Source organism: Nocardioides sp. SYSU D00065, from assembly GCF_017916425.1.
Classification (GTDB): domain Bacteria; phylum Actinomycetota; class Actinomycetes; order Propionibacteriales; family Nocardioidaceae; genus Nocardioides.
This window is the reverse complement of the sequence record NZ_JAFMSX010000001.1, coordinates 476,302-502,542: the sequence shown is the minus strand read 5'-3', so window position 1 is coordinate 502,542 and position 26,241 is coordinate 476,302. Positions and strand designations below refer to the sequence as shown.

Here is a 26,241-nt window from a genome sequence, read left to right as displayed (position 1 = left end):
GAGCATGGTCGCCATCACGCCGGACAGCCCCATCGGGGTCGTCTTCGGCAACCACCACAAGAAGCGCAAGCTCGCCGAGGAGGGCCTGGGCCTGGCCACGGTCGGCGACCTGCTGCGCCACTTCCCGCGCCGCTACGTCGCCGCCACCGAGCTGTCCGAGGTCGCGACGCCCGTCGTCGGCGAGCAGCTGACGATCGTGGGCGAGGTCCGCTCGTGCGACAGCGCCCCGTTCTTCGCCGGCAACCGCCGCCAGTTCCGTACGACGGTGCGGCTGCGCACCGACGGGCCCGACTTCTCGGTGACCCTGTTCAGCCCCTACCAGGGCCTGGCCGAGCGGCACGAGGCCGAGTTCCGGGCCGGGACCCGAGCGGTGTTCACCGGCAAGGTCAAGCAGTTCCGGGGCAGCTGGCAGCTCGAGCAGCCCCACGGGTTCGCGCTCGACGGCCCGGAGGCCGCGACGCTGAGCAAGCTGATGCCGGTCTACCCGCTGACCGCCAAGCTCTACACGTGGGACCTGCAGAAGGTCGTGGCCACGGCGCTCGACCTGGTCACCGGGGTGCCCGACGTCTTTCCGCCCGAGCTGCGCGAGCGCTTCGACCTGCTGCCGGTCATGCAGGCGCTCCGCTGGATCCACGCCCCCGACGAGTGGAGCCAGCTCGGCGCGGCCCAGAAGCGCTTCCGCTTCGAGGAGGCGCTCGTGCTGCAGCTGGTGCTCGCCCGTCGCCGCGCCGCCCACCGCGCGCAGGGCGCCCAGTCCCGTCCCGGCCGCGACGACGGGCTGCTCGCCGCCTTCGACGCCCGGCTCCCGTTCGAGCTCACCGGCGGCCAGCGCGAGATCGGCGACCTCCTCGCCGAGGAGCTCGCTCGCGACCACCCCATGAACCGTCTCCTCCAGGGCGAGGTCGGCTCCGGCAAGACCCTGGTGGCGCTGCGTGCGATGCTGCAGGTCGTCGACGCCGGGGGACAGGCCGCGCTCCTCGCTCCCACCGAGGTCCTCGCCCAGCAGCACCACCGCTCCATCACGGGCATGCTCGGCGACCTCGCCCAGGGCGGGATGCTCGGCGGTGCCGCCGAGGCGACGACCGTCGTGCTCCTCACCGGCTCGATGGGCAAGGCGGCGCGCCAGGAGGCGATGCTCAAGATCGTCACGGGCGAGGCCGGGATCGTGATCGGCACCCACGCCCTGCTGGAGGACCGCGTCGAGTTCGCCGACCTCGGTCTCGTCGTCGTCGACGAGCAGCACCGGTTCGGGGTCGAGCAGCGCGCCGCCCTGACCGACAAGGCGGGCACGCCGCCCCACGTGCTGGTCATGACCGCGACGCCGATCCCGCGCACCGTCGCCATGACCGTCTTCGGCGACCTGGAGACCTCGGTCCTCTCCGAGCTGCCGGCCGGGCGCGCCCCGATCCAGACCAACGTCGTCCCCCTCGCCGAGCAGCCCTCCTGGATCGACCGCGTCTGGCAGCGCGTACGCGAGGAGGTGGCCGCCGGCCACCAGGTCTACGTCGTGTGCCCGCGCATCTCCGGCGACTCGGGAGAGGAGGGCGAGAGCGACCAGGTCGACCTCGACGAGGACGGCGCCGAGATCGCGCCCAGGAGGTCGCTGGCGGCGGTCGAGGAGGTCCACGCCGAGCTGGCCGGCGGGCCGCTGGCCGGACTGCGCACCGCGGTCCTGCACGGGCGGCTCTCCCCGGAGGACAAGGACCGCACCATGCGCGCCTTCGCAGCCGGGCAGGTCGACGTGCTCGTGTCCACGACTGTGATCGAGGTGGGCGTCGACGTGCCCAACGCCACCGCGATGGTGCTGCTCGACGCCGACCGGTTCGGCGTCTCCCAGCTGCACCAGCTGCGCGGTCGTGTCGGTCGAGGCGGACTGCCGGGACTATGCCTGCTGGTCAGCCACGCCGAGGCGGGGTCGGCGGCGCGCGAGCGTCTCGACGCCGTCGCCGCGACCACGGACGGCTTCGAGCTGAGCCGCGTCGACCTCGAGCAACGCCGGGAGGGCGACGTGCTCGGCGCCAGCCAGTCCGGGTTCCGGTCCGGGCTCGTCACGTTGCGGGTGCTGCGCGACGAGAGGACCATCGAGCGTGCCCGCGAGGCGGCCGAGGCGCTACTCTCCGAGGATCCTGCGCTCGCGCAGGCGCCCGACCTCGCCGCGGCAGTGGCCGAGGTCGAGCGCTCCGCCGCGTCGGAGTTCATGGAGAAGGGCTGAGTTGGAGAGGCTGAGCGCGACGACATGACTCGGATCATCGGGGGAACGGCGGGCGGCCGCCGGCTGGAGACGCCGCGCGGTCAGGCGACCCGGCCGACGAGCGACCGGGTGCGCGAGGCGCTGTTCTCCGCCGTGGAGTCCCGCACCGGCTCCCTCGACGGCCTGCGCTTCCTCGACCTCTACGCCGGCTCGGGCGCGGTCGGGCTCGAGGCGTGGTCGCGCGGCGCGGGCGTGGTCACCATGGTCGAGCAGGACCGGCGCACCGCGGCCCTCATCGCCCGCAACGCCGCCACCCTCGGGTTCTCCCGGGCCAAGGTGGTCGCCGCCTCCGTCGCGGCCGTCCTGGCGACCTCGCCGGCGGCCCCCTACGACGTCGTGTTCTCCGACCCGCCCTACCCGATGCCCGACGCCGACGTCGCCGCCGACCTGGTCGCGCTGGTGCGGCACGGCTGGCTGGTGCCCGGTGCCCTGGTGGTCGTCGAGCGCGCGGCCAAGCGCAGTGCCGTCACCTGGCCCGACGGCATCGTCGAGGACCGCACGAAGCGCTACGGCGAGACGGCGCTTTGGTACGGTCACGCCACACCGGCGCCCTGACCGGACTGCTCTGAGGCCCCCGCTCGAAGGGAGCGACTGCGTGCGTCGTGCCGTCTGCCCCGGGTCCTACGACCCGGTGACCCACGGTCACCTCGACATCGTCCGCCGCGCCGCGCGGATCTTCGACGAGGTCGTCGTCGCCGTCGGGGTCAACCCGTCCAAGAACCGGCTCTTCACGCCCGACGAGCGCATCGCCATGCTCGAGGAGGCCACCGCCGACCTCGGCCACGTCCGGGTCGCCGGCTTCGAGGGCCTGATCGTCGACTTCTGCCGCGAGATCGACGCGGTCGCGATCGTCAAGGGGCTGCGCGGGTCCGGCGACTACGAGTACGAGCTCCCGATGGCGCAGATGAACCGCCACCTCACCGAGGTGGAGACCGTGTTCCTCCCCGGCGCGGTCGGCAACGCCTTCGTCTCCTCGAGCCTGGTCAAGGAGGTCGCCGCGCTCGGTGGCGACGTACGCGGCCTGGTCCCGGAGCCGGTGCGCGAGCAGCTCCTGCGCCGCCTCGCCGAGCGGGGCCGCTGAGCCCGGGCCGAGCGACGTCCGTCCACCCGTTTTGCCCCACCGGTGGGGCGCCGGATACGATTCCGAGGTTGTGTTGGTGTCCAGATGTGGGAGTTCGACGTGAGCAGCCTGGACCCGAGGGCGCCGCTCGTGCTCGATACTCGCGAGCTCGGCCGCCGCCCGGGGTCCCAGCGTGAGCTCGAGCTCTCCGTTCCGGCGCCGGCACAACTAGGTATCGAAGTCCTCTCTGTCCCCGAGGGATCGCCGGTCGAGCTCGACCTGCGGCTCGAGGCGGTCATGGAGGGCGTGCTGCTCACGGGCACGGCCACGGCCAGGCTCGAGGGGGAGTGCGTGCGGTGCCTGGAGCCGATCGAGGACGAGATCCACGTCACGCTCCAGGAGCTGTACGTCTACGCCGACCAGCACGACAAGGCCGCGGAGCACGACGACCACGACCTCGACGACGAGACCAGCCGGCTGGAGGACGACCTGCTCGACCTCGAGCCGCTGCTGCGGGACGCGGTGGTGCTCGCACTGCCGTTCCAGCCGCTGTGCATGGACGACTGTCCCGGGTTGTGCACCGAGTGTGGTGCGCGGCTCGCGGACGACCCGGACCACTCGCACGAGGCACCGATCGACCCGCGCTGGGCCGGGCTGCAGCAGCTCCAGCCGGACCCGCACGACGCCCAGGACTGAACCACCTCACCGGGAAGCACTCCCGGCGGAGCCGAAGCAATCAGGAGACAACCATGGCTGTTCCGAAGCGGAAGATGTCGCGCAGCAACACGCGTCACCGCCGTTCGCAGTGGAAGGCCGTCGCGCCGACCCTCGTCACGTGCGCCAACCCCGCGTGCGGCGCCAAGCACCTCCCGCACCGCGCGTGCGGGCAGTGCGGCCAGTACGGCGCCCGGGCCGACCGTCGCCAGGTCCTCTGACCACCGACGAGCTCCGCGCAGCGCTCGGTGATCCGGTCCTGGATCCCGAGCTGCTGCAGCGTGCCCTGACGCACCGCTCGTTCGCCTACGAGAACGGGCAGATCCCGACCAACGAGCGCCTGGAGTTCCTCGGCGACTCGGTGCTCGGGGTGGTGGTGACCGAGACGCTCTACCGAGCCCACCCGGACTTCTCCGAGGGCCGGCTGGCCAAGCTGCGCGCCGCGGTGGTCAACGCGCGCGCCCTGGCTGACGTGGCACGCCAGATCGACCTCGGTCGCCACATCATGCTCGGGCGCGGCGAGGAGACGACGGGCGGTCGCGACAAGGCCTCGATCCTGTCCGACACCGTCGAGGCCGTCATCGGCGCGATCCACCTCAGCGGTGGCATGGACGAGGCGGCTAAGGTCGTGCACCGGCTCTTCGACCCGGTCATGGAGGCTGCCGCCTCGATGGGCGCCGGCCTGGACTGGAAGACCTCCCTGCAGGAGCTGTCGGCGGACCTGGGCCTCGGGGTCCCGGAGTACCTCATCGAGGACGACGGACCCGACCACATGAAGACGTTCGTCGCGCGCGTGCGTCTGGGCGAGCAGGTCCTCGGCAACGGTGCCGGCCGCTCCAAGAAGGAGGCCGAGCAGGGCGCCGCCGAGACGGCGTACCGCGAGATCAAGGCCTCGCAGGTCGCGGCGGCCGGCGCCGACGCGACCGCACCCGTTCCCTCCGACGCCTGAGACGTGCCCGAGCTCCCCGAGGTCGAGGTCGTCCGCGCGGGCCTCGAGCGTCACGTCGTCGGCAGCACCATCGGCTCGGTCGAGGTGCTGCACCCCCGTCCGGTCCGCCGCGACCACCGCGGCTCGACCGGCTTCGTCGCTGCGCTGGTGGGCCAGCGCATCGAGGCCGTGCGCCGGCGCGGCAAGTACTTCTGGCTCGCCCTCGCTCCCGCGGCGGACCAACAGACCGGCGACGCCCTGCTGGGACACCTCGGGATGAGCGGGCAGATGCTGCTGCACGAGCCCGGCGCACCGGACGAGCGGCACCTCCGGGTGCGCTTCGGCCTGCTCACTCCCGACGGGCGTCCCCTCGAGATGCGTTTCGTCGACCAGCGGATGTTCGGCGGGCTGGCGGTGTCGTCCGGCGGTGCCGCGCTGCCCACGGAGATCGCGCACATCGCGCGCGACCCGATCGACCCGGAGTTCGACGACGCCGAGTTCGTGCGCCGCGCCCGGCGGCGTACGTCGGGCGTCAAGCGACTGCTCCTCGACCAGGGCCTGATCTCAGGCGTCGGGAACATCTACGCCGACGAGGCGCTGTGGCGCTCGCGGCTGCACGGGGAGCGACCCGGTGACCGGCTCACCGGACCGGTGCTGCGCGAGCTGCTCGGCCACGTCCGGGCGGTGATGGGGGAGGCGCTCGCCCAGGGCGGGACCTCCTTCGACGCGCTCTACGTCAACGTCAACGGCGAGTCCGGCTACTTCGACCGCTCCCTCGACGCCTACGGGCAGGAGGGCCGGCCGTGCCGCCGCTGCGGTACGCCGATCCGGCGGGTTGCGTTCATGAACCGCTCCTCCTTCTTCTGCCCGCGCTGCCAGCGCCCACCGCGCTCGCGCGCTGGGGACGTCGCCCCCGCCCCGCGTCGCCGTTGACCGACCGCCACTGCGGTGGGACGCTTGGAGACGGCCCCGGTCGATTCCCTCGAACGTTCGTCGAACCCCTTGAAAGGCTCCCCATGGCCAAGGCGCTGTTGGGTCATGTGACCAGCGAGGCACGGGCGACCTCGGTCCTCGCCGTCGAGAACCGCCGCCTGCGGCGACGCGTCGCCGACCTCGAGGCGCTGGTGCTGCGCCTGCAGGCCGAGAACGACGGCCTCGCGGCGGCGCGCGACGACCAGCTCACCGTCGAGGACCTGCAGCCCGCCTGAAATCCGGGTGCGGGGCCACGCCCGGCGCACGTAGGCTCCCTCGCTCGTGAGCCGCCTCGTCGAGACCGTCTTCCCGTCCCGGCTCGGGACCGGCTTCCGCTGGCTCGTCGGCTCGTCCTGGGTGACCAACCTCGGCGACGGGCTGCTGATCGCAGCCGGGCCGCTGCTGGTCGCCTCGCAGACGCGCAACCCGCTCCTCGTCGCCGCCGCCATGCTGTCCCTGCAAGCGCCGTGGCTGGTCGTCGGACTGTTCGCGGGCGCGCTGGCGGACCGCCTCGACCGTCGGCTGGTGATGATGACCGCGAACGCCGTGCGCGGGCTGGTCCTGGCCGGCCTGTGCGTGGTCGTCGCCACCGGGCACGTGAACATCGGCCTCGTCCTGGTCGCGATGCTGGCACTCGGCACGGCGGAGACCTTCGTCGACGCGACCGCCGGCACCCTCACGCCGATGCTCGTGCAGAAGGGCGACCTCGGCATCGCCAACGCGCGCCTGATGGCGGGGATGATCACCGGCAACCAGCTGGTCGGCCCGGCGGTCGGCGCGCTGCTGTTCTCCGTCGGGATGGTGTGGCCGTTCGTGGTCACCGTCGTGTGCGTCGCCGCCGGCGTCCTGCTCGTGTCGCGGATCGGCACACCGCCCGGGCCCGTCCGGGCGGATCTCGACACCCACATCCGCCAGGACATCGCCGACGGGGTGAGGTGGCTGATCGGCAACCCGCCGGTGCGCACCCTGGCGGTGATCATCGTCGTCTTCAACGTGACCTGGGCGGCCCCCTGGTCGGTCCTGGTGCTCTGGGCGTTGGAGCGCGTGGGCATCGACGAGGCCGGATTCGGGCTGCTGACCACCGCCTCCGCGCTCGGCGGGCTGCTGGCGACGTTCACCTACAGCCGGCTGGAGAAGCGCGTGCGCCTGGCGACGCTGATGCGCGCGGTGCTGCTGGCGGAGGTGCTGTTCCACCTCGCGATGGCGTTCACCACGTCCCCGTGGGCGGCGTACCCGCTGATGTTCTTCTTCGGCGCCTACGCGTTCGTCTGGGGCACCCTCTCGCAGGCCGTGCGCCAGCGGGCGGTCCCGAGCGAGCTGCAGGGGCGCGTCGGCTCGGTCTACATGATCTGCGTGATGGGCGGGATGCTCGTCGGCTCCCTCCTCGGCGGGCTCATCGCCCATGGCTGGGGACTGACCGCGCCGTGGTGGTTCGCCTTCGTCGGCTCCGGCCTCACCCTGGCGCTCGTGTGGCGCTCGCTGGCCCACATCGCCCACGCCGACGAGGTGGCCACCGCCGCTGCCTGACCGGGCAGCGGCCCGGGGAGCCAGGGGCCGAGGGCGTCGAGCCCGACGCGTACGCCGCAGCCGTGCCACGATGGCGGGATGGACGTCCTGGACGAGCTCGTCGCGTCGCTGCCGGCCGGGGTGGTCGCGACCGACCCCGCCACGACCGAGGGGTACCGCCACGACTGGTCGCGCGACCCGGACGCGGGCCTGCCCGTCGCGGTGGTCCGTGCCGAGGACCACCGCCAGGTGCAGGCCGCGCTCCGGTGGGCGGCGGCGCACGCCGTGCCCGTCGTCCCGCGCGGGGCCGGCTCCGGGCTCTCCGGCGGCGCGAGTGCCGTCGACGGCGGCATCGTGCTCAGCCTCGAGCGGATGCGGACGATCGAGATCGACCCGGACTGCCAGGTCGCGGTCGTGGAGCCCGGTGCGCTCAACGCCGACGTCAAGGCCGCCGCCCGCGAGCACGACCTGTGGTACCCGCCCGACCCGTCGTCGTTCGAGATCTGCTCCATCGGCGGCAACGTGGCGACGAACGCCGGCGGGCTGTGCTGCGTGAAGTACGGCGTCACCACCGACTACGTGCTCGGCCTCGACGTCGTCCTGGCCGACGGCACGCTGGTCACCCTCGGCGGCAAGCGGATCAAGGACGTGGCGGGCCTGTCGCTGGTGAAGCTGTTCGTGGGCTCCGAGGGCACCCTCGGGATCGTCACCCGCGCGGTCCTGCGACTCGTGCCGCTCCCGCTGCCGCCCGCGACGCTGGTCGCGTCGTTCGCCACGGTCGTCGCTGCGGCTCAGGCCGTCGTCGCCGTACGCCGCACGCTGCGGCCCTCGATGATGGAGCTGATGGACCACGCCTCGATCAACGCGGTCGAGGACCACTCGCCACGGGGACTCGACCGGTCGGCCGGCGCGCTGCTGGTCGTGCAGTCCGACGCCCCGGGGGAGTCCCGGGTGGCGGAGATCGCCGCCGTCGAGGCCGCCTGCCTGGCCGCCGGGGCGACAGAGGTCGTGGTTACCGACGACCCGGACGAGGGGGAGATGTTCGTGGCCGCCCGTCGAGCCGCCTTCCCCGCCGTCGAGGCCCGCGGGGCGCTGCTGCTGGAGGACGTCGGCGCGCCCGTCCCGCTGCTGCCCGACCTCCTCGCCGCGGTGACCGAGATCGCGCGCCGGCACGACGTCGAGATCCCCACAGTGGCGCACGCCGGGGACGGCAACACCCACCCGATCATCGTCTACGACGCCGCCGACCCCGACTCCGAGCGCCGGGCACGGGCCGCCTTCGACGACATCCTCCGTGCCGCGATCCGGCTCGGCGGCACGATCACCGGCGAGCACGGCGTGGGCCGCGCCAAGAAGGCGGCGCTGCCCGAGCAGCTCGGCGAGGACGTGATGGCGCTGACGCGCCGGATCAAGGACGCGCTCGACCCCGACGGGATCCTCAACCCGGGAGCGGTGCTGTGACGCGCCCACCTTGGCTACGGTCGTCGGCATGATCAGCGAGCGGCACCTCCTCGGCCCCGGCCCGTCCAACCCCTACCCGGAGGCCACGCGTGCGCTGGCCGATCCACTGCTGGGACACCTGGATCCCGAGTTCCTCCGGGTCATGGACGAGACCTGCGAGATGCTCCGCACCGTCTGGGGCACCACCAGTGCACGGACGCTGCCGCTCAGCGCGACCGGCTCCGCCGGCATGGAGGCGGCGTTCGTCAACACCGTCCACCCCGGCGACGTGGTCGTGGTCGCGGTCAACGGCCTCTTCGGGCAGCGGATGACCGACGTGGCGGCGCGCTGCGGCGCCGAGGTCGTCTCGGTCGAGCACGAGTGGGGCCAGCCGGTCGACGTGGAGCGGGTGCTCGCCGCCCACCCCGCGCCGGCGATCATCGCCGCGGTGCACGCCGAGACCTCGACCGGGGTCCGATCCGACGTCGCGGCGCTCGGCGCGGGCAAGGGCGACGCCCTGCTGCTCGTCGACGCGGTCACCTCGATCGGCGGCATCGAGCTGCGCGCCGACGACTGGGGCATCGACATCGGCTACGCCGGCACCCAGAAGTGCCTCGGCGTCGCGCCGGGACTGGCGCCCTTCACCATCAGCGACCGCGCCTTCGAGCGTCGGGTGCAGACGCCGCGCTCGTGGTACCTCGACCTCGGGATGCTCGGCGGCTACGTCGGCGAGGCCGGCGTCCGGCAGGGCGGGACGGGGCAGCGGACCTACCACCACACCGCGCCCACCGCCATGGTCGCCAGCCTCCATGCTGCCCTGAGCCGCATCCTCGACGAGGGGCTGGAGGCGGTGTGGGCACGCCACCGGGCGGCCGGCGAGGCGCTCCAGGCCGGGCTGCAGGAGATGGGGCTCGAGCTGTTCGCCGCGGAAGGTCACCGGCTGCCCGAGCTGACCACCGTCCTGGTCCCCGACGGCGTCGACTCGGCGGTCGTGCGCCGCGAGCTCCTCGACCGGCACGGCATCGAGATCGGCGCCGGGGCGGGCCCGTACGCCGCCACCGTCTGGCGGATCGGGCTCATGGGACACAACGCCCGACCCGACGCAGTCCTCCTCGCGCTGGCGGCGTTGAAGGACGTGCTCGGCCGTTGAGGGGCGAGGGTCCACCCTCCTAGGGGTTACCACAATGTGGCGATAGCCGTGCGCGACGCCGCCCCTCCGGCTCCGCCGGGGTGATGGTCCGGCGATGAGGTCACGTGGGATGCAGTCAGGGGACGGGTCCGGGGGCGGGTCTGGGGGCGGGTCTGGGGCCGGATCGGGCGTCAGGTCCGGAGTCGCGGGACTCGTGGTCGCCGCCACCGCGACGTGGGGCGTGGTGGCGGCGGTCCCCGCCGTGCCGGCGGCTGCCTCGGTGAGCATCGATGCGCCGCTCGCTCCGCGCGCCGGGACGGTGGCCCTCACCGGCTCGGTCGACGCGCGACCGGGCGGGACGACCACGGTCCTGTACGTCGTCGACGCCACCCGCTCGACCGGTGAGCTCACCGGCCTGGACTGCGCCGGGGACGGCAGGGCGGGCGGGGTGGAGGACGACCTGAACGGCGACGGCGCCAGGGGCGACGTGCTCGACTGCGAGATCGCGGGGGTACAGGCCCTCAACCGGAGCCTCGACACAGCGCCCGGCACCCAGGTCGGACTGGTGGCGTTCGCCGACCAGGCCGCGGCCGCCGACCTCGACCCGTCCGGGTCGGCGACGTTCGTGCCGCCCGGCCTGACCGGGGGCGAGCAGCACACGCGCATCGACACGGTGGTGCGCAGCGTGCAGCGCAGCCGGATCGGCCTCTACGAGACCCGCGACCTGGGCGGGAGCGGTTCGGGCACCGCGTTCAACAACGCCGTGTCCGCATCGCTGTCCGCCCTGGCCACGGCACCGCCGGGGGACAGGTGGGTCGTGTTCCTCTCCGACGGCCGGTCGGGCATCGACGACTCCGTGCTGGATGCGCTGACCCGGTCGGGCGTGCGGCTGCGCAGCTTCGCGATCGGCTCAGCCGCGACCTGCCGGCCCTCGGGCAGCCTCCACAAGATGGCGGCGGCCACGGGTGAGGCGTGCCGTGCCGTGGCATCGCCCGCCGACCTCGCGCTGGACCTGACCGGCTCCCTCCCCGACGCCGTCAGCTCGGTCACCGTGACGATCGGCGACGTCGCCGTGGCCGCCACGGTGGGCGCAGTGGGCCGGTGGCGCGCCGACTTCACCCTCGGCGCCGGCACCTACACCGCGACGGTGCGAGCGACGCTCGCGTCCGGCGCCGTGCGCACCGCGCAGCGGACGTTCTCCGTCGCTCCCGCCACGGGAACGGCGGACGGCGTCGTCCTTCCCGCGGCGGGGACGCTGCACGCCACCACCGTCCGGGTCAGGCGGCCGCAGCCCTCCCGGGCCGCGCTGCCGTCGCGCGTGACCGGCCGGGTGGGACGCTCGGGCGGAGGGTTCACGATCACCCGCGCTCTCGCGGGCTCCCGCGTGCGGCTCCAGGCGCGGTCGGTCGACGGCGATGGGTGGACCACTGTCGCGCGCGACCGCGTCGCGACGGACGGCCGGTTCGCCCTCCGGTGGCGGCCGCGGGCCTCGACGCCGGTGCTCCGGGTCGAGCTGGTCGCGCGAGGCGCCTTCGCGGGCAGCGCCGCCGCCGTGCCGGCGGCCCCGATCTCGGCGTGCCGGGTCACCGGCGCAGGCAGCGGCTGGACGGTCACCTGCCTGACCACGGCACGCGTCGGCAGCGTCGTACGACTCCTCGACGGCCGGACGGTCGAGGACCGGTCGACCGTGCGCCGCGGCACGCTGCGGCTGCACGGCCGCGGTGCGGTCGTGGGCAGTCGCGTCGAGGTGACGGTCGCCGCCCGCCGGCCCGTCCGGCTGACCCTGTAGCGACACGGAGGCCGCCGGCGGCGGACCGGCGGCCGACACGCGCGCCGGCCGTCCCCGGGCGTGCGCCCGCGATCGTAGGCTGTGCGGACTGCCACGCCCCGCCGCGCCGTCTGAGAGGATGCCGCGTTCGCACCCATCCGAGACCGCGTCCCCGGGAGCCCGCGTTGTACCTGAAGAGCCTGACCCTCAAGGGGTTCAAGTCCTTCGCGTCCTCGACGACCATGCAGCTCGAGCCGGGCATCACGTGCATCGTCGGACCCAACGGGTCGGGCAAGTCCAACGTCGTCGACGCCCTCGCGTGGGTGATGGGCGAGCAGGGGGCCAAGAGCCTGCGCGGCGGCAAGATGGAGGACGTCATCTTCGCCGGCACCTCCGGTCGCCCGCCGCTCGGCCGGGCCGAGGTGCAGCTCACCATCGACAACTCCGACGGCGCGCTGCCCATCGACTACGCCGAGGTCACGATCAGCCGCACGATGTTCCGCAACGGCGGCTCGGAGTATGCCATCAACGGCTCGTCGTGCCGGCTGCTCGACGTCCAGGAGCTGCTGAGCGACTCCGGCATCGGCCGCGAGATGCACGTGATCGTGGGGCAGGGCCAGCTCGACACGATTCTGCACGCGACCCCCGAGGACCGGCGCGGGTTCATCGAGGAGGCCGCGGGCGTCCTCAAGCACCGCAAGCGCAAGGAGAAGGCGCTCCGCAAGCTCGACGCCACCGACGGCAACCTGACGCGGCTGGCGGACCTGCTCTCCGAGATCCGGCGCCAGCTCAAGCCGCTCGGGCGTCAGGCGGAGGTCGCCCGCCAGGCGGCGACCGTGCAGGCCGACGTGCGTGACGCGCGCGCCCGCCTTCTCGCCGACGACCTCGTCACGGCCCGCACCGCGCTCGAGCAGGAGATGGCCGACGAGTCGCTGCTCGTCCAGCGCCGGGAGCAGGTGGAGGCCGAGATCGCTGCGGCGCGCGAGCGGGAGGCCCGGCTCGAGGCCGCGCTGCGCGACGACCTCCCACGGCTCGCCGCCGCCCAGGAGACGTGGTTCGCCCTGTCCGGGCTCAAGGAGCGCCTGCGCGGCACGGCGTCGCTAGCCGACGAGCGCATCCGCAACGCCGCGGGCGCCGCCGAGGGCGACACCGTCGACTCCGGCCGCGATCCCGACGACCTCGAGGAGCAGGCCGGGCGGGTGCGCCGGCAGGAGGCCGAGATCGCCGCGGAGGTGGAGCAGCGCCGCACGGCGCTCGAGGCGGCCGTCGTCGCCCGGCGGGCCGCCGAGGAGGCCGCGGCCGACGAGGACAAGCGCATCGCCGCGTTGCAGCGGGCGGCCGCCGACCGGCGCGAGGGGCTGGCTCGCCTCGCCGGCCAGGTCAACGCGCTGACCTCGCGAGCGGAGGCCGCCGACGCCGAGATCCGGCGCCTCACCGAAGCCCGCGAGGACGCCGCCACGCGGGCCGAGCGGGCCCAGCGCGACTTCACCGCGCTCGAGACGAGGGTCGCCGGGCTCGACGCCGGCGAGGAGGGCCTCGACTCCGAGCACGAGGAAGCGGTGGCCGCCCTCGACGAGGTCGAGGAGCAGCTGGCCCGGGCTCGTGAGGACGCCCAGCAGGCCGAGCGGGACCGCGCCGGGCTGACCGCCCGGCGCGACGCGCTCGAGCTGGGCCTCAACCGCAAGGACGGCGCGGGCGCGCTGCTGGCCGCCGCCGACGAGGTCGAGGGACTCGTCGGCTCGCTCGCCGCGGTCCTCGACGTGGAGCACGGCTACGAGGCCGCGGTCGCCGCCGCGCTGGGCGCCGCCGCCGACGCCGTCGTCGTGGCGGACACGCAGGCCGCCGTGCACGCCATCGGCCACCTCAAGGACGACGACCTCGGGCGCGCCGGCCTGCTGCTCGGCGGGTCACCGGCGACCGAGCGCGACTGGCCCGCACTGCCCGGCTCGGCGACGTACGCCGTCGACGTGGTGGGCGCCCCCGACGACGTACGCCCCTCGCTCGAGCGGCTGCTGCACCGGGTGGCGGTGGTCGACGACCTCGCCGCCGCAGAGCGGCTGGTCGCGGACGTGCCGGAGGTGGTGGCCGTGACCCGCGAGGGCGACCTCCTGGGCAGCCACTTCGCCGCCGGCGGCTCCAGCAGGCAGCCCAGCCTGATCGAGATCCAGGCGGCGGTCGACGAGGCCACGACCCGGCTGGCCGAAGCCACGGCGACGACGGAGCGGCTCGGCTTCGAGATCTCGCGGCTCGAGGCCGCGCGCCACGACGCACTGAAGCGGGTCGACGTCGCGCTCGCCAAGCTGCACGAGTCCGACGCGACGCTGGCCGCGGTGGCCGAGGAGCTCGGCCAGTACGGCTCGCTGGCCCGCGCCGCCAAGGGCGAGGCGGAGCGGCTCGAGCGGGCGATCACTGCCGCACGGGAGGCGCGCGAGGCCGACCTCGCCGGGCTCGCCGAGCTCGAGGCCCGCCTGGCCGCGGCGCAGGACGTCCGCGACGAGGAGCCCGACACCGCCGAGCGCGAGCGTCTCGTGGAGGCCGCGCGCCAGGCCCGGCAGGGCGAGATGGACGCTCGACTGGCGCTGCGGACCGCCGAGGAGCGTGCCCGCGCGCTGCACGGTCGCGCGGACTCCCTCCTGCGAGCGGCCCAGGCCGAGCGGGAGTCGCGGGCGCGCGCCGCCGAGCGCCGCGAGCGGCTGGTGCGCGAGGGCCGGGCGGCGCAGGCCGTGGCCGTCGCCGTGCGCGCCGTGCTGCACCAGCTCGAGCGCTCGGTGATGCTCGCCGCCGACGAGCGCGCCGCCGTGGAGGAGTCGCGCCGGGGCAGCGAGCAGCAGCTGACCGCCGTACGCACGCAGCTGCGCGACCTCGGTCGTGAGCACGACGAGCTGGTCAGCTCCGTGCACCGCGACGAGATGGCCCGCACGCAGCAGCGGATGCGCATCGAGCAGCTCGAGGAGCGCGCCCTGGAGGAGCTCGGCCTCGACCCCGACGGCCTCGTGAGCGACTACGGCCCCGACACGCTCATCCCGCACACCGGAGAGGTGCCCGAGGGCGAGGAGGCTCCCGAGCCGTCGCCCTTCGTCCGCGAGGAACAGGTCAAGCGGCTGCGTGCCGCCGAACGGGCCCTCTCCATGCTCGGCCGGGTCAACCCGCTGGCGCTGGAGGAGTTCTCCGCGATGGAGGAGCGGCACAAGTTCCTCACCGAGCAGCTCGAGGACCTCAAGCGGACCCGCAAGGACCTCCTCGACATCGTCCGGGAGGTCGACGCCCGCGTCGAGCAGGTCTTCACCGAGGCCTACGCCGACGTGGAGAAGGCCTTCGACCAGACCTTCGCCCGGCTCTTCCCCGGCGGCGAGGGGCGGCTGGTGCTCACCGATCCCGACAACATGCTCGCCACGGGCGTCGAGGTGGAGGCCCGTCCTCCCGGCAAGAAGGTCAAGCGGCTCTCGCTGCTCTCCGGCGGCGAGCGGTCGCTGGTCGCGGTGGCGTTCCTCGTCGCGCTCTTCAAGGCCCGGCCCTCGCCGTTCTACATCCTCGACGAGGTCGAGGCCGCTCTCGACGACACCAACCTCGGGCGTCTGCTGGAGATCTACGAGGAGCTGCGCGAGAACTCCCAGCTGCTCGTCATCACCCACCAGAAGCGCACGATGGAGGTCGGCGACGCGCTCTACGGCGTCACGATGCGGGGCGACGGGGTCTCGGCGGTGATCAGCCAGCGGCTGAGGGATGCCACGCCGGCCTGAGTCGTGCCAGCATGGACCGATGTCCTGGGCCTTCGTCCTCACCGCGCTCGTCATTGTCGCCACTCCCGGCACAGGGGCGGTGTTCACCATCGCCGCCGGGCTCGGCCGTGGTCCGCGAGCAGCCGTCGTCGCCGCGGCCGCCTGCACGCTCGGCACGGTCCCGCACCTGGTGGCGGCGCTGACCGGGCTCGCCGCGGTCCTCCACGCGAGCGGCGTGGCGTTCGCAGTGCTGAAGTACCTCGGCGTCGCCTACCTCCTCTGGATGGCGTGGAGCACCTGGCGCCACCGCCGCGAGCCGATCACCGGCACCGGCGACGATCCCGGGTCGACCTGGAGCGTGCTGGCGTCCGGGATCACCCTCAACCTGCTCAACCCCAAGCTGACGCTGTTCTTCTTCGCCTTCCTGCCGCAGTTCGTGCCCGCCACCGCGCCGCACGCCACGATGCGGATGCTGCTGCTCAGCGCGGTGTTCATGGCGCTGACGTTCGTCGTGTTCGCCGCGTACGGCGTGTGCGCGGGCCTGCTGCGCGAGCGGGTGCTGGCGCGCCCGCGCCTCGTCGAGCGCATCCAGGGGTTCTTCGCCGCGGCCTTCGCCGCCCTCGGCCTGCGGCTGGCGTTCGAGTCCCGGTGACGGCCCGGCGGTGAGCGCACGCCGGCGGCTGCGAGGATGCCGAGCATGCCCTCCGACCGCCCGACCCGGGCCGACTACGTCGCCTGGCGCACCGCGACCACCCGCTGGCGCGACGACGACGCCTACGGCCACCTCAACAACGCCACCTACTACGAGCTCTTCGACACCGCGGTCAACGCCTACCTCTACGAGGCCACCGGTGTCGACGTCCGCGCGCTGCCGCAGATCGGGGTGGTCGCGGAGACCGGGTGCCGCTACTTCCGCGAGATCGGCTTCCCCGAGCCGATCGAGATGGGCCTGGTCGCGGACCGGGTCGGGACCAGCTCGGTGATCTACCGGATCGGGCTGTTCCAGGGCCCGTCGGAGCAGGCGGCCGCCGAGGGGCGGTTCGTCCACGTCTACGTCGACAACGCGCGCGGCGCCGGCGACCGGCCGGTCACCCCGATCCCGGACGTCGTCCGCGCCGCCGTCGTACCGCTCCTGCGCCCGGCTCCCTGACCGGCGGCGTGAGCGCGATCACTGCGACGCGCCCGGCGCTGCTCCCTGCCGCGACGCGCCGAGGCGGTGTGCGACCTTGGAGGTCACCCCACCTCTCGGAGGAGCCCCGTGCTCGCGATTGTTCTGATGATGTCCTTCGGCGTGCTGGTCGCCGGCGCCGTGGCGGCCTACGTCGCCTACCCGCACCGCGGCCAGCGGATGCCGGTCGCCCCGCAGCTGGGCGACGCCATGCGCAAGGGCGTCGACGCCCTGCCCACCCTCGAGGACTCCGAGTCCCGCAGGTGATCCTGCAAGACCCGCGGTGCGCGGGCGCGGACACCGCCCGCCCGGCGCCGGACCGGGTGATGGTTGGATTGCGCCATGGGTGACTGGCTGTATCTGATCATCGCGATCGCCGTCGTCGGCGTCGTCACGCTGGCCGGGCTGCTGACCTCGGGTCGTCGCCGCAGCGTCGAGCCGAAGAGCGGCGGCACGGACGTCATCGCGCCGCCGAGCGGCACCGACACCGCGACCGAGGCGCCGCCGACCGTCGACACCGCGGAGCCGGTGGTCGAGACGGCCCCGGCCGTCGAGACCCCGGAGAGCACGGCGTCGCGCCTGGTGCGGCTGCGCCAGCGGCTCTCCCGCTCGCAGGGCGGCCTGGGCAAGGGCCTGCTCGCCCTGCTCAGCCGCGACCGCCTCGACGAGGACACGTGGGAGGCCATCGAGGACACCCTGCTGACCGCCGATGTCGGCGTCGCCCCCACCCAGGCTCTGGTGGAGCGGCTGCGCACCCGCCTGCGGGTCGAGGGCGGACAGGCACCCGACGCGCGCGCCGTGCTGCGCGAGGAGCTCATCGAGCTCGTCGGGCCCGACCTCGACCGTCGCCTGCAGGTCACCGGAGCCGACGGCAAGCCCGGCGTCGTCCTCGTCGTCGGCGTCAACGGCGCCGGCAAGACCACGACCGTCGGCAAGATCGCGCGCATCCTCGTCGCGGAGGACCTCTCGGTGACCCTCGGTGCCGCTGACACCTTCCGTGCCGCGGCCGTCGACCAGCTGGCGACCTGGGGCGAGCGGGTCGGCGTCGAGGTGGTCCGCGGTCCCGAGGGCGGCGACCCGGCCAGCGTGGCGTTCGAGGCGGTCAAGCACGGCGTCGACAACGGACTCGACACCGTGCTCGTCGACACCGCCGGCCGGCTGCAGAACAAGGCCGGCCTGATGGACGAGCTCGGCAAGGTCAAGCGCGTGATCGAGAAGCAGGCCCCGGTCACCGAGGTGCTGCTCGTCCTCGACGCGACCACCGGCCAGAACGGCCTGATCCAGGCGCGCGTGTTCAGCGAGATCGTCGACGTCACCGGCATCGTCCTGACCAAGCTCGACGGCTCCGCGAAGGGCGGCATCGTCGTCCAGGTGCAGCGCGAGCTCGGCGTACCGGTCAAGCTGGTCGGCCTGGGTGAGGGCCCCGACGACATGGCGCCCTTCGACGCCGCGGCGTTCGTCGACGCCCTCCTCGGCTGAGCCGCCCCACCGCTCCCCGGGCCGCCCCCGACGGGGGGCGGTCCGGCGTCACCCGCGGCGGGCGAGCAGCTGGCGCACGGCGTCGTCGATCAGCGTCTCGGCACGCTTGTCGAAGCTGTGCTCGGCGATGATGCGCGTGGCGATGCGGCGGCGCGTCTCGTTGTCGGGGAACGCCTCGTAGGGCGGCTGGGCCAGACGCGCGAGCTCGTGCTCGTTGTCGAAGGGCAGCACCAGCCCGGAGAACGTCTCCTCCAGGCCGTCGATGCGGTCGCTGAGGATCCGCGCGCCGCACGCCGCGGCGTCGAAGAGCCGGTTGGAGGCGAAGCTGTCGCGGCGCATGTCGAGGTGGTGGTCGTTGAGGACCACGCCCGCGGAGGCGTAGAGGGCCCCGACCTCCTCGTTGGCCACACCGCCCGACGCGATCCGGTCGCGCTCGACGAACTCCGCCCAGTCGTTGCCGTGCAGGGTGAGGTCGGCGCCGATGGCGAGCGCGCTGCGCACTGCGTAGCGGTAGACACCGCGCGAGTTGCCGACGAACAGCAGCGCCGGCCCGGTGTCGGGCTCGGCACGGTCCGGGTGGAACCACCGCGTGTCGGTGCACTGGAGCAGGGGCCGGATCCGAGTGCCCCACTCGCGGGTCATCCGCTCCGACCAGCTCGTGCTCGCGGCGTAGACGAGGTCGAACCCGGCGACCTCCTGCGGGCTGATCATGTCGGGGTGGCTGATGATCCACTCGACGTTGAGCAGGCCCGGCCGCGGCGTCACCCGGTCCAGGCCGCGCAGCACGAGCAGGACGTCGTCGTGGTCGCGGGAGCTGCGCTCGCGGGCGTCGCGCCGGTCGACGGCGACGTGCTGGCCGCGCGCCTCGAGGGCGGCCGCCAGCGACCGGGCGAAGTAGGTGTCGCCCCACCGGTCGCCGCGGGCGGCCGCGGGCGCGGCGATGTCGACGGCCCACCGGAGGCGGGGCGGGGACTCGTGGATCCCCTCCACGGCACGTACCACCAGCTCGGGGACCAGCACGGCCGGGGCGGTGCGGTCCTCCGGGTCGGTGGAGACGCGGCGGTTGCGCTGGTCGGTCACCTCGAGCCCGGCGGCGCGCAGCAGCTCGCGGGCACGGTCGGGCGGCGGGGTGGCGACGCCGGCGAGGACCGTCGAGCGCAGCGACGACAGTGCCCCGACCAGTCCCTCGGGTGCGGCGTAGGGCGTGCGCGAGGTGATGACCGTGTCGGGGACGACCACCGAGCCGCCGAGGCCGGCCTGCCGGGCGCGCAGCCCAAGGTCGGTCTCGCCCAGCACGGAGTGGAAGCGGGCGGCGAGGCCGCGCAGCGCCACCGCGGTGTCGGTGCGCAGCGCCACCAGCGGGGCGGCGGGCGCGGCGACGGCGCACTGGCCGATGCGCTCGGCGTCGCTGGTGGGGAGGCCGGCGAGGAACAGCTCGGGGTGCGGGTTGTCGGCGCTGAAGCGGGCGCCGGCGCTCAGGACCACGCCGTCGAGGTCCACGACGAGCGGCTGGGCGATCGCGACGTCCGGCTGCCGCACGACCTCGGCCAGCCGCTCCGCGATCGGCTGGCGCGGCGGCATCGCCTCGGGCCGGACCAGCACGACGGTGCTGCCCGCGGCCTGCGCGATCCCGACGTTGGTCGCGGTCGACATCGACACGCCGGCCGGGACCGAGAGGAAGCGGGCGCCGGAGATCACCGAGGCGATCGAGGCGGCGAGCACGTGGTGGGCCCGGCGCGGCCGGACCCCCACCAGGATGAGCTCGGTGCCCTCGCGCACCGAGCCGAGCCACTCCACGGTGCGGCGCGGCTCGCTGCCCAGCGGCATGACGTGGGTGACGAGGTCCTCCGACGTCTCGCGCGCGGCGGCGGCGTCCCAGTCGACGAGCTGGCGCTCCAGCACCGCCGAGCCCCAGTCGTCGCCGAAGCCGGGGCCGAGGGTCTCGGGCCGGCGGAGGACCGGTACGTCGACGGGCACGGGCTCGTGGTCGCGGGTCAGCCGTAGCAGCAGGTCGCGCTCGACCGCGCCGCCGAGCGACTCGTCGAAGCCGCCGACGTCCTTGATGGCGGCACGGCGCACCAGTGCGGTGGCCAGGTCGGCGGGGCGCCCGCCCACCAGCTCGGCGCGCGAGCGCCCCACGGCACCGGCACCGGCCACGACGGCGGCGGCTCCGGTGTGGTGGGCGTGGGCGAGCAGCTCCGCGAGCATCTCGGGCAGCCACTCGCGACCGAGCGAGAGGAAGGCGACGTGCTCGGCGGTGCTGTGCTCGAGCGCGACGTTGAGCGCCCGCGCGTGGCTGCAGCGTGACTCCCGGACCAGGGTGACGCGGTCGTCGAAGGCAGCCACCCCCTGCAGCACCGCCGCCGTGTCGTCCTCGGAGCCGCGATCGACCGCGACGAGGTGCCAGTCGGAGAAGGTCTGCGCCTGCAGGGAGGCCACCGTGCGGTGGACCAGCGGTCCGGCGTCCTGGGCCGACATCACGACGGTCACCGCCGGGGACGTGCCCAGCTTCGACGGCAGGGCGGGAGCGGGGCCCAGCAGCGTCGGGCGCTCCAGCACGACCTCCGCGCGCCAGCCGGCGGCGGCCTCGATGGCGGCCGCGCGGTAGGTGCCCCACGACACCTTGCGGGGCAGGATCCGGGTGGGCAGCGGCGTACCGGGGCCGCTCACCGAGAGCCAGTAGGACAGCGCGCCGTAGGGGTGGTGGCGCGCCTCCGGGTGGGCGGCGAACACCATCCGCGGGTCCACGAGCGGGTGCGGCGCGATCCGGTTGCGCCGGCGCCGCTCGGAGACGTACCAGACGACCGGGTGCTGGCCCAGCCGCTGCCACGACCGGCGACGGCCGATCCACTGCGCCTCGAACAGCGGGTGCGGGGAGACGTCCCCGGCGAGGACCGCGGCGCGGGCTGCCTCGGTGGGGGTGTCGTACGACCTGCCGAGCTGGGCGGCGACGTAGTCGGTGTCGATCAGGCCGGCGTCGACCAGCACCTCGGCGGCGTCGTCGAGCCGCACCTGCCCGGGCCGGCGGCGCTCACCGCGCATCGGAGTACCTCACGCGCGGGAACAGCGGCTCGAGCGCCAGCGGCGTGGGCAGCAGCCGCTCGGTGTCGCGCAGGGGGTAGTACTGCGCGGTCTCCTCGAGGAACTCCCGCACGCCGGCGAACCGCTCGGGGAAGCGGCGCTCGCAGAGGTCGAGCAGCCGCTTGGCGTCGAGGTTGTAGGGGTCGTAGCGCAGGGTGTCGATCTTGACGTAGGGCAACCGGGCGTCGTCGAGGACCCGGTCGGCGAGGCTGCGCGCCGGGTTCCACGGCTCGTTGGCGCGCTCGCGCCACTCGCGCACCTCGGCCCGGGTGCGGGGGAAGTGCGAGCGGTGCGCGGCCCACCAGCGCATCCGCTCGCGCGCGATGCGCCGGTCCTCGGCGGTCTCCACGAAGTAGGTGTCGGAGGCGAAGCCGGCGTCGTAGAGCCGCCGCGACATGCCCACCTCGTAGCGGCGGATCACCTGGCGGCGCTTGGAGATCGGCTCCATCTCCTCCCAGAACGCGGTGAAGGCGCGCGAGCCGACCACCCACGGCCGGAAGGCGATGAAGAAGGACTGGATGTGCGGGGCCACCCGCTCGGCGGCGGTGAGCCCCCAGAAGTCGCACGGGCGGGTGGCCATCTCCTCGAACACCGGGTCGTAGGAGTCGAGGGCGAAGACGTAGGTGTCGTTGCAGACCACGACCTCGTCGTAGGCGCTGAGGTCGCCGGCAGAGTCCAGGCCCACCTTGTAGCTGAAGAAGTCGTAGCCGTAGTTGGCTCGCTCGACCAGGACCGCCCGCTCGGAGAGCCAGGCCCGTGCGGAGTCCCGCAGGTGGGCGGTCGTGCAGACCAGCAGGGTGTCGACCGAGGCGGCCAGCGCCTCCACCTGACCTCGCACGTGGGGCCGCAGCTCCCCGGCGACGTCGTAGTGCGCCATCACGGCCAGTCTGGACACGGCCGAACACTAACAAGGCGCCCGCTCGGGCCGTCCGGTTCACACACCCGTAACACCGCGGCGCATTCCGTTGCCTGCCCGCAACATCCGCCGCGGTCAGGCGTTACGTCGCCCGCGCAGGCTGCGGAGGCACACGTGGAGCCCTGCATGACACCGGCGTCATGAGCTGGCGGACCCACATCCCGTACGTTTCCTGGAGGTCCTGTGGACGGCTATTACGCCTTCATGCTGGTGGCGACTGCCTTCGTCCTGATGATGACGGTGCCCGCGCTCGCCCTGTTCTACGGCGGCATGTCCCGCTCGAAGTCCGTGCTCAACATGATGATGATGTCGTTCATCGCCGCGGCGATCGTCGGCATCCTCTACGTCGCCGTCGGCTGGTCCATGGGCTGGAGCGGCGAGGGCACGTTCTTCGCCGACCCGTTCGAGCTGCTGTGGCTCGACGGCGTCACCACCGACACCTACATCTACGTCATGTTCCAGATGACGTTCGCGATCATCACGGCGGCGCTCATCAGCGGCGCGGTCGCGGACCGTCTGAAGTTCTCCGCGTGGGTGGTCTTCCTGCCGCTGTGGGCGCTCATCGTCTACTTCCCGATGGCGCACATGGTCTTCAGCTGCACCGACGACTCGCTGATCTGCGGCCGCATCGGTGCCCAGGACTACGCGGGCGGCACGGCCGTCCACATCAACGCCGGCGTCGCCGCCCTCGTGCTCGTGCTGCTCCTCGGCAAGCGGATCGGCTGGCCCAAGGACCAGATGCGTCCGCACAACCTGACCCTGACCATGCTCGGAGCGGGCATGCTGTGGCTGGGCTGGTACGGCTTCAACGTCGGGTCGATCGTCTTCGGCACCACCTTCGACGAGGACCCCGACGCCTTCCTCGCGCAGTTCTACTCCGAGACCGGCCGCACCTTCGCCAACACCACCCTCGCCACCTTCGCCGCCATCCTCGGCTGGCTGCTGATCGAGCGCCTGCTGCACGGCAAGGCCACCTCGCTGGGTGCCGCCTCCGGCATCGTGGCGGGCCTGGTCGCCATCACCCCGGCAGCCGGCGCCGTCGACATCGGCGGTGCCGTGGCGATCGGCCTGATCGCGGGCGCTGTCTGTGCCTGGGCGGTCGGGCTGAAGTACAAGCTCGGCTTCGACGACTCCCTCGACGTGGTCGGCGTGCACCTGGTCGGCGGCATCGTGGGCACCGTGCTCATCGGCGTCTTCTCCACCTCCGACGGCGCCGGCGGCGTCGACGGGCTCCTGCACGGCGGCGGCTTCGGCTCGCTCGGCGACCAGGCGCTCGGAGTCGTCGTGGCCGTCGTCTACTCCGGCGTGCTCACCGCCGTCATCGCCCTGGCGATCAAGTACACGATCGGCCTGCGCCTCGACGAGGAGGACGAGGTCAACGGCATCGACCTCGTCGCCCACGGCGAGTCGGCCTACGACCTGCACAGCGGCACCAGCGGTGGCGGGACCGGCGTCCTGGCCGCGAGCACGGCGACCGCGCCCACCACCCCGACGAAGTCCAGCACCGAAGGAGCCAGCGCATGAAGCTCGTGACCGCGGTCATCAAGCCGCACAAGTGGGAGGACGTCCGCGAGGCGCTCGAGACCTTCGGGGTCGCCGGCATGACGGTCTCCGAGGTCAGCGGCTACGGCCGCCAGAAGGGCCACACCGAGGTCTACCGCGGCGCCGAGTACGACATCGCGCTCGTGCCCAAGATCCGCATCGAGATCGTGGTGGACGACGCCGACGCCGACGACGTGGTCGGCATCATCGTCAAGACCGCCCAGACCGGTCGCATCGGCGACGGCAAGGTGTGGGTCAGCCCGGTCGAGACCGTGGTCCGGGTGCGCACCGGCGAGCAGGACGCGTCCGCGCTCTGATGTCACACCTTCTCGGGACTGCACGCTCGTGAGCGCAGCGGGACGACAGGCCAGGGCCACCTCGGCCGACGAGCTCTGCCGACAGGCGTACGCCGCCTGTGCGGGGCCCGCCGCCGGAGTGGCCCTGGTCGCGGTCGGGGGCTACGGGCGCGGGGAGCTCGCCCCGCACTCGGACCTCGACGTGGTGCTCGTGCACGACGACGGCCTCGACCTCGGCGACCTGGGCAGCACCCTGTGGTACCCGCTGTGGGACTCGGGGCGTCGGCTGGACCACTCCGTGCGCTCCATGACCGAGGTGCTCGAGGCGGCGGCCGACCTCCGGGTGGCCCTCGGGCTGCTCGACGCCCGGCACCTCGCCGGCGACCCGGGACTGACCCTGCGCCTGCGCACCACGATGCTGGCCGACTGGCGGCGACAGGCCCGCACCCGGCTGCCCGAGCTCCGGGCGCTGACCCGCAAGCGGCACGGCGTGACCGGCGAGCTCGCGCACGTCTCGGTGCCCGACGTCAAGGAGGCCGAGGGCGGCCTGCGCGACGCCGGGGTGCTGCGCGCCATCGAGGCCAGCTGGCTCGTCGACGCCTCCACCCCGGCCCTCGAGGCGGCGCGCCAGCTGCTCCTCGACGTGCGCGACGAGGTGCACGAGCTCGCCGGACGGCCCAGCGACCGCATCGGGCCCGAGATGTGGGCGCCGCTCGCCGAGCGCCTCGACCTCGCCGACGCCGAGGCGGCCCAGCGGCACGTGCGCTCGCTCGGGCGCCGGATCGGGCACCTCTCGCGCCTGGCGTGGCGTCGTACGGACTCGGTGACCACGCGTCCGACGGGGGAGAAGGGGCGCCGGACGCCGGCGCTCGAGCGCGTGGCGCCCGGCATCGCGCTCTCGCGGGGCGAGATCGTCCTCGACGCCGGCACCCGGCCCGGTGACGACCCGACCCTCCTGCTCCGCGCCGCTGCCGAGGCGGCGTCACGGGACGCCGTCCTCGCCCCGACCACCGCCGCGCGGCTGGTCCGCGAGGGCGCCGCGCTCCCGGCGCCGTGGCCGGCTCCCGCCCGCGACGCCCTGGTGCGGCTGCTGGCCAGTGGGCCCGCGCTCGTCCCGGTGTGGGAGACGCTCGACGAGGTCGAGGGCATCGCGACCTTCCTGCCCGAGTGGGAGCAGATCCGGCTGCTGCCGCACGCCTCGCCCGTCCACCGCTTCACCGTCGACCGCCACGTCGTGGAGACGTGCGCGGAGGCGGGGGCGCTGATCCGCGGCGTCCGCCGACCCGACCTCCTGCTGGTCGCGGCCCTGCTGCACGACATCGGCAAGAGCTCGCTGCACGACCACTCGGTCGCCGGCGAGCCGGTCGCCCGCAAGGTCGTGACCCGGATGGGGTTCACCGACCTCGACGCCGAGGTGGTCGCCTCGCTCGTGCGATGGCACCTGCTCCTGGCCGACCTCGCCACGACCCGCGACCCCGACGACCCGGCCACCACCGCCGAGCTGCTCACCCACGTCCCCGACGCGGCCAGCCTGGAGCTGCTGCGGGCCCTCACCGAGGCCGACGCCAAGGCGGCGTCCGCGGCGGCCTGGACGACGTGGCGTGCCTCGCTGGTCGATCGCCTGGTGTCCCGTGCCTCCTCCGCGCTGGGCGTCGACGTCGCGCCGGTCCCGCCGGCCGAGCCCGTGCCCGTCCCCGACGTCGTACGGCGCGAGGCGGGCGCGGTGTCGGTCGAGGTCACGCCGCACGAGGCGGGCGCGACCGTGACCGTGATCGCCGCCGACAGGGTGGGGCTGCTCGCCGACGTCGCCGGCGGTCTGGCCGCCCTGCGGGTGCCGGTGCAGGCCGCCCGCGCCTGGGGACAGGTCGACGCGGAGGGCGAGTGGGGCGTCAGCTCCTGGGAGGTGCCCGACGCCTACCTCGACGCCGCGGTCGTGCGGGAGCGGATCCGCCGCGTGGTCGACGGCGACCAGCGCCTGCCCGGCCTGTCGGCTCGTGCCGACGACGAGCTGCCGCCGATCGTCGAGGTGCGTGCGGACGCCTCGCGCGCCTCGCTGGTGCTGGAGATCCGCACCTCCGACCGCCCGGGCGTGGTCCATCGCGTGCTCACCACGCTGGCCGGCCTCGGGCTCACCGTGGCCTCCGCGCACGTGTCGACGCTCGGGCCGCAGGCCGTCGACGTGTTCTACGTGCAGGAGGTCGGCGGGGTGCGGCCGAGCGAGGAGCGGGCGGCCGCGGCAGCGCACGCGGTCCGCACCGCGCTCGGCGGCTGA

Annotated in this window: 22 protein-coding genes; 20 read left to right on the top strand and 2 right to left on the bottom strand. The window is 73.9% G+C overall.

Features of this window, described 5'->3' with window-relative positions; translation table 11 throughout:
• Positions 1-4: 4 nt before the first annotated feature.
• From J3P41_RS02490 to ftsY, 17 genes are all read left to right on the top strand, one after another.
• A complete protein-coding gene (locus J3P41_RS02490) occupies positions 5-2,212 on the top strand; it encodes an ATP-dependent DNA helicase RecG (protein WP_210648669.1) in 2,208 nt (735 codons plus the stop codon).
• A gap of 24 nt (positions 2,213-2,236) precedes the next feature.
• A complete protein-coding gene (gene rsmD, locus J3P41_RS02485; protein WP_210648668.1) occupies positions 2,237-2,806 on the top strand; it encodes a 16S rRNA (guanine(966)-N(2))-methyltransferase RsmD in 570 nt (189 codons plus the stop codon).
• 40 nt (positions 2,807-2,846) lie between these two features.
• Positions 2,847-3,332, top strand: a complete 486-nt coding sequence (gene coaD / locus J3P41_RS02480) for a pantetheine-phosphate adenylyltransferase (RefSeq protein WP_210648667.1) — start codon at positions 2,847-2,849, stop codon at positions 3,330-3,332.
• A gap of 99 nt (positions 3,333-3,431) precedes the next feature.
• Complete coding sequence (locus tag J3P41_RS02475; RefSeq protein ID WP_307861791.1) at positions 3,432-4,007, top strand: YceD family protein; 576 nt, start codon at positions 3,432-3,434, stop codon at positions 4,005-4,007.
• A gap of 53 nt (positions 4,008-4,060) precedes the next feature.
• Positions 4,061-4,246: a 50S ribosomal protein L32 gene (gene rpmF / locus J3P41_RS02470; RefSeq protein ID WP_056906555.1), complete on the top strand. Its 186-nt coding sequence runs from the start codon at positions 4,061-4,063 to the stop codon at positions 4,244-4,246.
• Positions 4,201-4,974, top strand: coding sequence for a ribonuclease III (rnc, locus tag J3P41_RS02465; protein ID WP_210648665.1), 774 nt, complete (start codon positions 4,201-4,203; stop codon positions 4,972-4,974). The genes rpmF and rnc overlap by 46 nt, the downstream gene beginning before the upstream one ends.
• Positions 4,975-4,977: 3 nt before the next feature.
• Complete coding sequence (mutM, locus tag J3P41_RS02460; protein ID WP_210648664.1) at positions 4,978-5,886, top strand: bifunctional DNA-formamidopyrimidine glycosylase/DNA-(apurinic or apyrimidinic site) lyase; 909 nt, start codon at positions 4,978-4,980, stop codon at positions 5,884-5,886.
• Positions 5,887-5,969: 83 nt separating this feature from the next.
• Entirely contained in the window at positions 5,970-6,161 is a 192-nt protein-coding gene (locus J3P41_RS02455) for a hypothetical protein (protein WP_210648663.1), read from the top strand.
• Positions 6,162-6,207: 46 nt separating this feature from the next.
• Complete coding sequence (locus J3P41_RS02450; protein WP_210648662.1) at positions 6,208-7,452, top strand: MFS transporter; 1,245 nt, start codon at positions 6,208-6,210, stop codon at positions 7,450-7,452.
• A gap of 78 nt (positions 7,453-7,530) precedes the next feature.
• Positions 7,531-8,892 carry an FAD-binding oxidoreductase gene (locus tag J3P41_RS02445; RefSeq protein WP_210648661.1) on the top strand — a complete coding sequence of 454 codons (1,362 nt, stop codon included), beginning with the start codon at positions 7,531-7,533 and terminating at the stop codon, positions 8,890-8,892.
• 28 nt (positions 8,893-8,920) lie between these two features.
• Positions 8,921-10,021 carry an alanine--glyoxylate aminotransferase family protein gene (locus J3P41_RS02440; RefSeq protein ID WP_210648660.1) on the top strand — a complete coding sequence of 367 codons (1,101 nt, stop codon included), beginning with the start codon at positions 8,921-8,923 and terminating at the stop codon, positions 10,019-10,021.
• Between the two features lie 193 nt (positions 10,022-10,214).
• The gene (locus J3P41_RS02435) at positions 10,215-11,789 is read left to right on the top strand and encodes a hypothetical protein (protein ID WP_210648659.1); all 1,575 of its coding nucleotides are present in this window, start codon (positions 10,215-10,217) and stop codon (positions 11,787-11,789) included.
• 164 nt (positions 11,790-11,953) lie between these two features.
• A complete protein-coding gene (gene smc / locus J3P41_RS02430) occupies positions 11,954-15,508 on the top strand; it encodes a chromosome segregation protein SMC (protein WP_210648658.1) in 3,555 nt (1,184 codons plus the stop codon).
• Between the two features lie 19 nt (positions 15,509-15,527).
• The gene (locus J3P41_RS02425; protein WP_210648657.1) at positions 15,528-16,139 is read left to right on the top strand and encodes a LysE family translocator; all 612 of its coding nucleotides are present in this window, start codon (positions 15,528-15,530) and stop codon (positions 16,137-16,139) included.
• A 45-nt stretch (positions 16,140-16,184) separates the two neighbouring features.
• The gene (locus J3P41_RS02420) at positions 16,185-16,637 is read left to right on the top strand and encodes a thioesterase family protein (RefSeq protein WP_210648656.1); all 453 of its coding nucleotides are present in this window, start codon (positions 16,185-16,187) and stop codon (positions 16,635-16,637) included.
• Between the two features lie 108 nt (positions 16,638-16,745).
• Positions 16,746-16,922, top strand: coding sequence for a hypothetical protein (locus J3P41_RS02415; protein ID WP_210648655.1), 177 nt, complete (start codon positions 16,746-16,748; stop codon positions 16,920-16,922).
• Between the two features lie 75 nt (positions 16,923-16,997).
• Positions 16,998-18,134: a signal recognition particle-docking protein FtsY gene (gene ftsY, locus J3P41_RS02410; protein ID WP_210648654.1), complete on the top strand. Its 1,137-nt coding sequence runs from the start codon at positions 16,998-17,000 to the stop codon at positions 18,132-18,134.
• Between the two features lie 48 nt (positions 18,135-18,182).
• On the opposite strand, the gene J3P41_RS02405 is transcribed toward ftsY, so the two are convergent.
• Entirely contained in the window at positions 18,183-21,176 is a 2,994-nt protein-coding gene (locus J3P41_RS02405) for a glycosyltransferase (protein ID WP_210648653.1), read from the bottom strand.
• Positions 21,166-22,110, bottom strand: a complete 945-nt coding sequence (locus J3P41_RS02400; RefSeq protein ID WP_210648652.1) for a rhamnan synthesis F family protein — start codon at positions 22,108-22,110, stop codon at positions 21,166-21,168. The genes J3P41_RS02405 and J3P41_RS02400 overlap by 11 nt, the downstream gene beginning before the upstream one ends.
• A 204-nt stretch (positions 22,111-22,314) precedes the next feature.
• Here J3P41_RS02400 and J3P41_RS02395 point away from each other — a divergent pair, with 204 nt between their 5' ends.
• The 3 genes from J3P41_RS02395 to J3P41_RS02385 are packed head-to-tail and all read left to right on the top strand — an operon-like array spanning position 22,315 to position 26,241.
• Positions 22,315-23,655 (top strand): ammonium transporter, encoded by a 1,341-nt coding sequence (locus tag J3P41_RS02395; protein ID WP_307861790.1) that lies wholly within the window; start codon positions 22,315-22,317, stop codon positions 23,653-23,655.
• Positions 23,652-23,990 carry a P-II family nitrogen regulator gene (locus J3P41_RS02390; protein ID WP_210648651.1) on the top strand — a complete coding sequence of 113 codons (339 nt, stop codon included), beginning with the start codon at positions 23,652-23,654 and terminating at the stop codon, positions 23,988-23,990. The genes J3P41_RS02395 and J3P41_RS02390 overlap by 4 nt, the downstream gene beginning before the upstream one ends.
• A 28-nt stretch (positions 23,991-24,018) precedes the next feature.
• Positions 24,019-26,241, top strand: coding sequence for a [protein-PII] uridylyltransferase (locus J3P41_RS02385; protein WP_210648650.1), 2,223 nt, complete (start codon positions 24,019-24,021; stop codon positions 26,239-26,241).

Bases quoted from the DNA above. Each gene is read 5' to 3' on its own strand.
- J3P41_RS02490 (WP_210648669.1), top strand. From the start codon at position 5: ATGGTCGCCATCACGCCGGACAGCCCCATCGGGGTCGTCTTCGGCAAC.
- rsmD (WP_210648668.1), top strand. From the start codon at position 2,237: ATGACTCGGATCATCGGGGGAACGGCGGGCGGCCGCCGGCTGGAGACG.
- rpmF (WP_056906555.1), top strand. From the start codon at position 4,061: ATGGCTGTTCCGAAGCGGAAGATGTCGCGCAGCAACACGCGTCACCGC.
- J3P41_RS02455 (WP_210648663.1), top strand. From the start codon at position 5,970: ATGGCCAAGGCGCTGTTGGGTCATGTGACCAGCGAGGCACGGGCGACC.
- J3P41_RS02445 (WP_210648661.1), top strand. From the start codon at position 7,531: ATGGACGTCCTGGACGAGCTCGTCGCGTCGCTGCCGGCCGGGGTGGTC.
- J3P41_RS02440 (WP_210648660.1), top strand. From the start codon at position 8,921: ATGATCAGCGAGCGGCACCTCCTCGGCCCCGGCCCGTCCAACCCCTAC.
- J3P41_RS02425 (WP_210648657.1), top strand. From the start codon at position 15,528: ATGTCCTGGGCCTTCGTCCTCACCGCGCTCGTCATTGTCGCCACTCCC.
- J3P41_RS02420 (WP_210648656.1), top strand. From the start codon at position 16,185: ATGCCCTCCGACCGCCCGACCCGGGCCGACTACGTCGCCTGGCGCACC.
- ftsY (WP_210648654.1), top strand. From the start codon at position 16,998: ATGGGTGACTGGCTGTATCTGATCATCGCGATCGCCGTCGTCGGCGTC.
- J3P41_RS02405 (WP_210648653.1), bottom strand. From the start codon at position 21,176: ATGCGCGGTGAGCGCCGCCGGCCCGGGCAGGTGCGGCTCGACGACGCC.
- J3P41_RS02390 (WP_210648651.1), top strand. From the start codon at position 23,652: ATGAAGCTCGTGACCGCGGTCATCAAGCCGCACAAGTGGGAGGACGTC.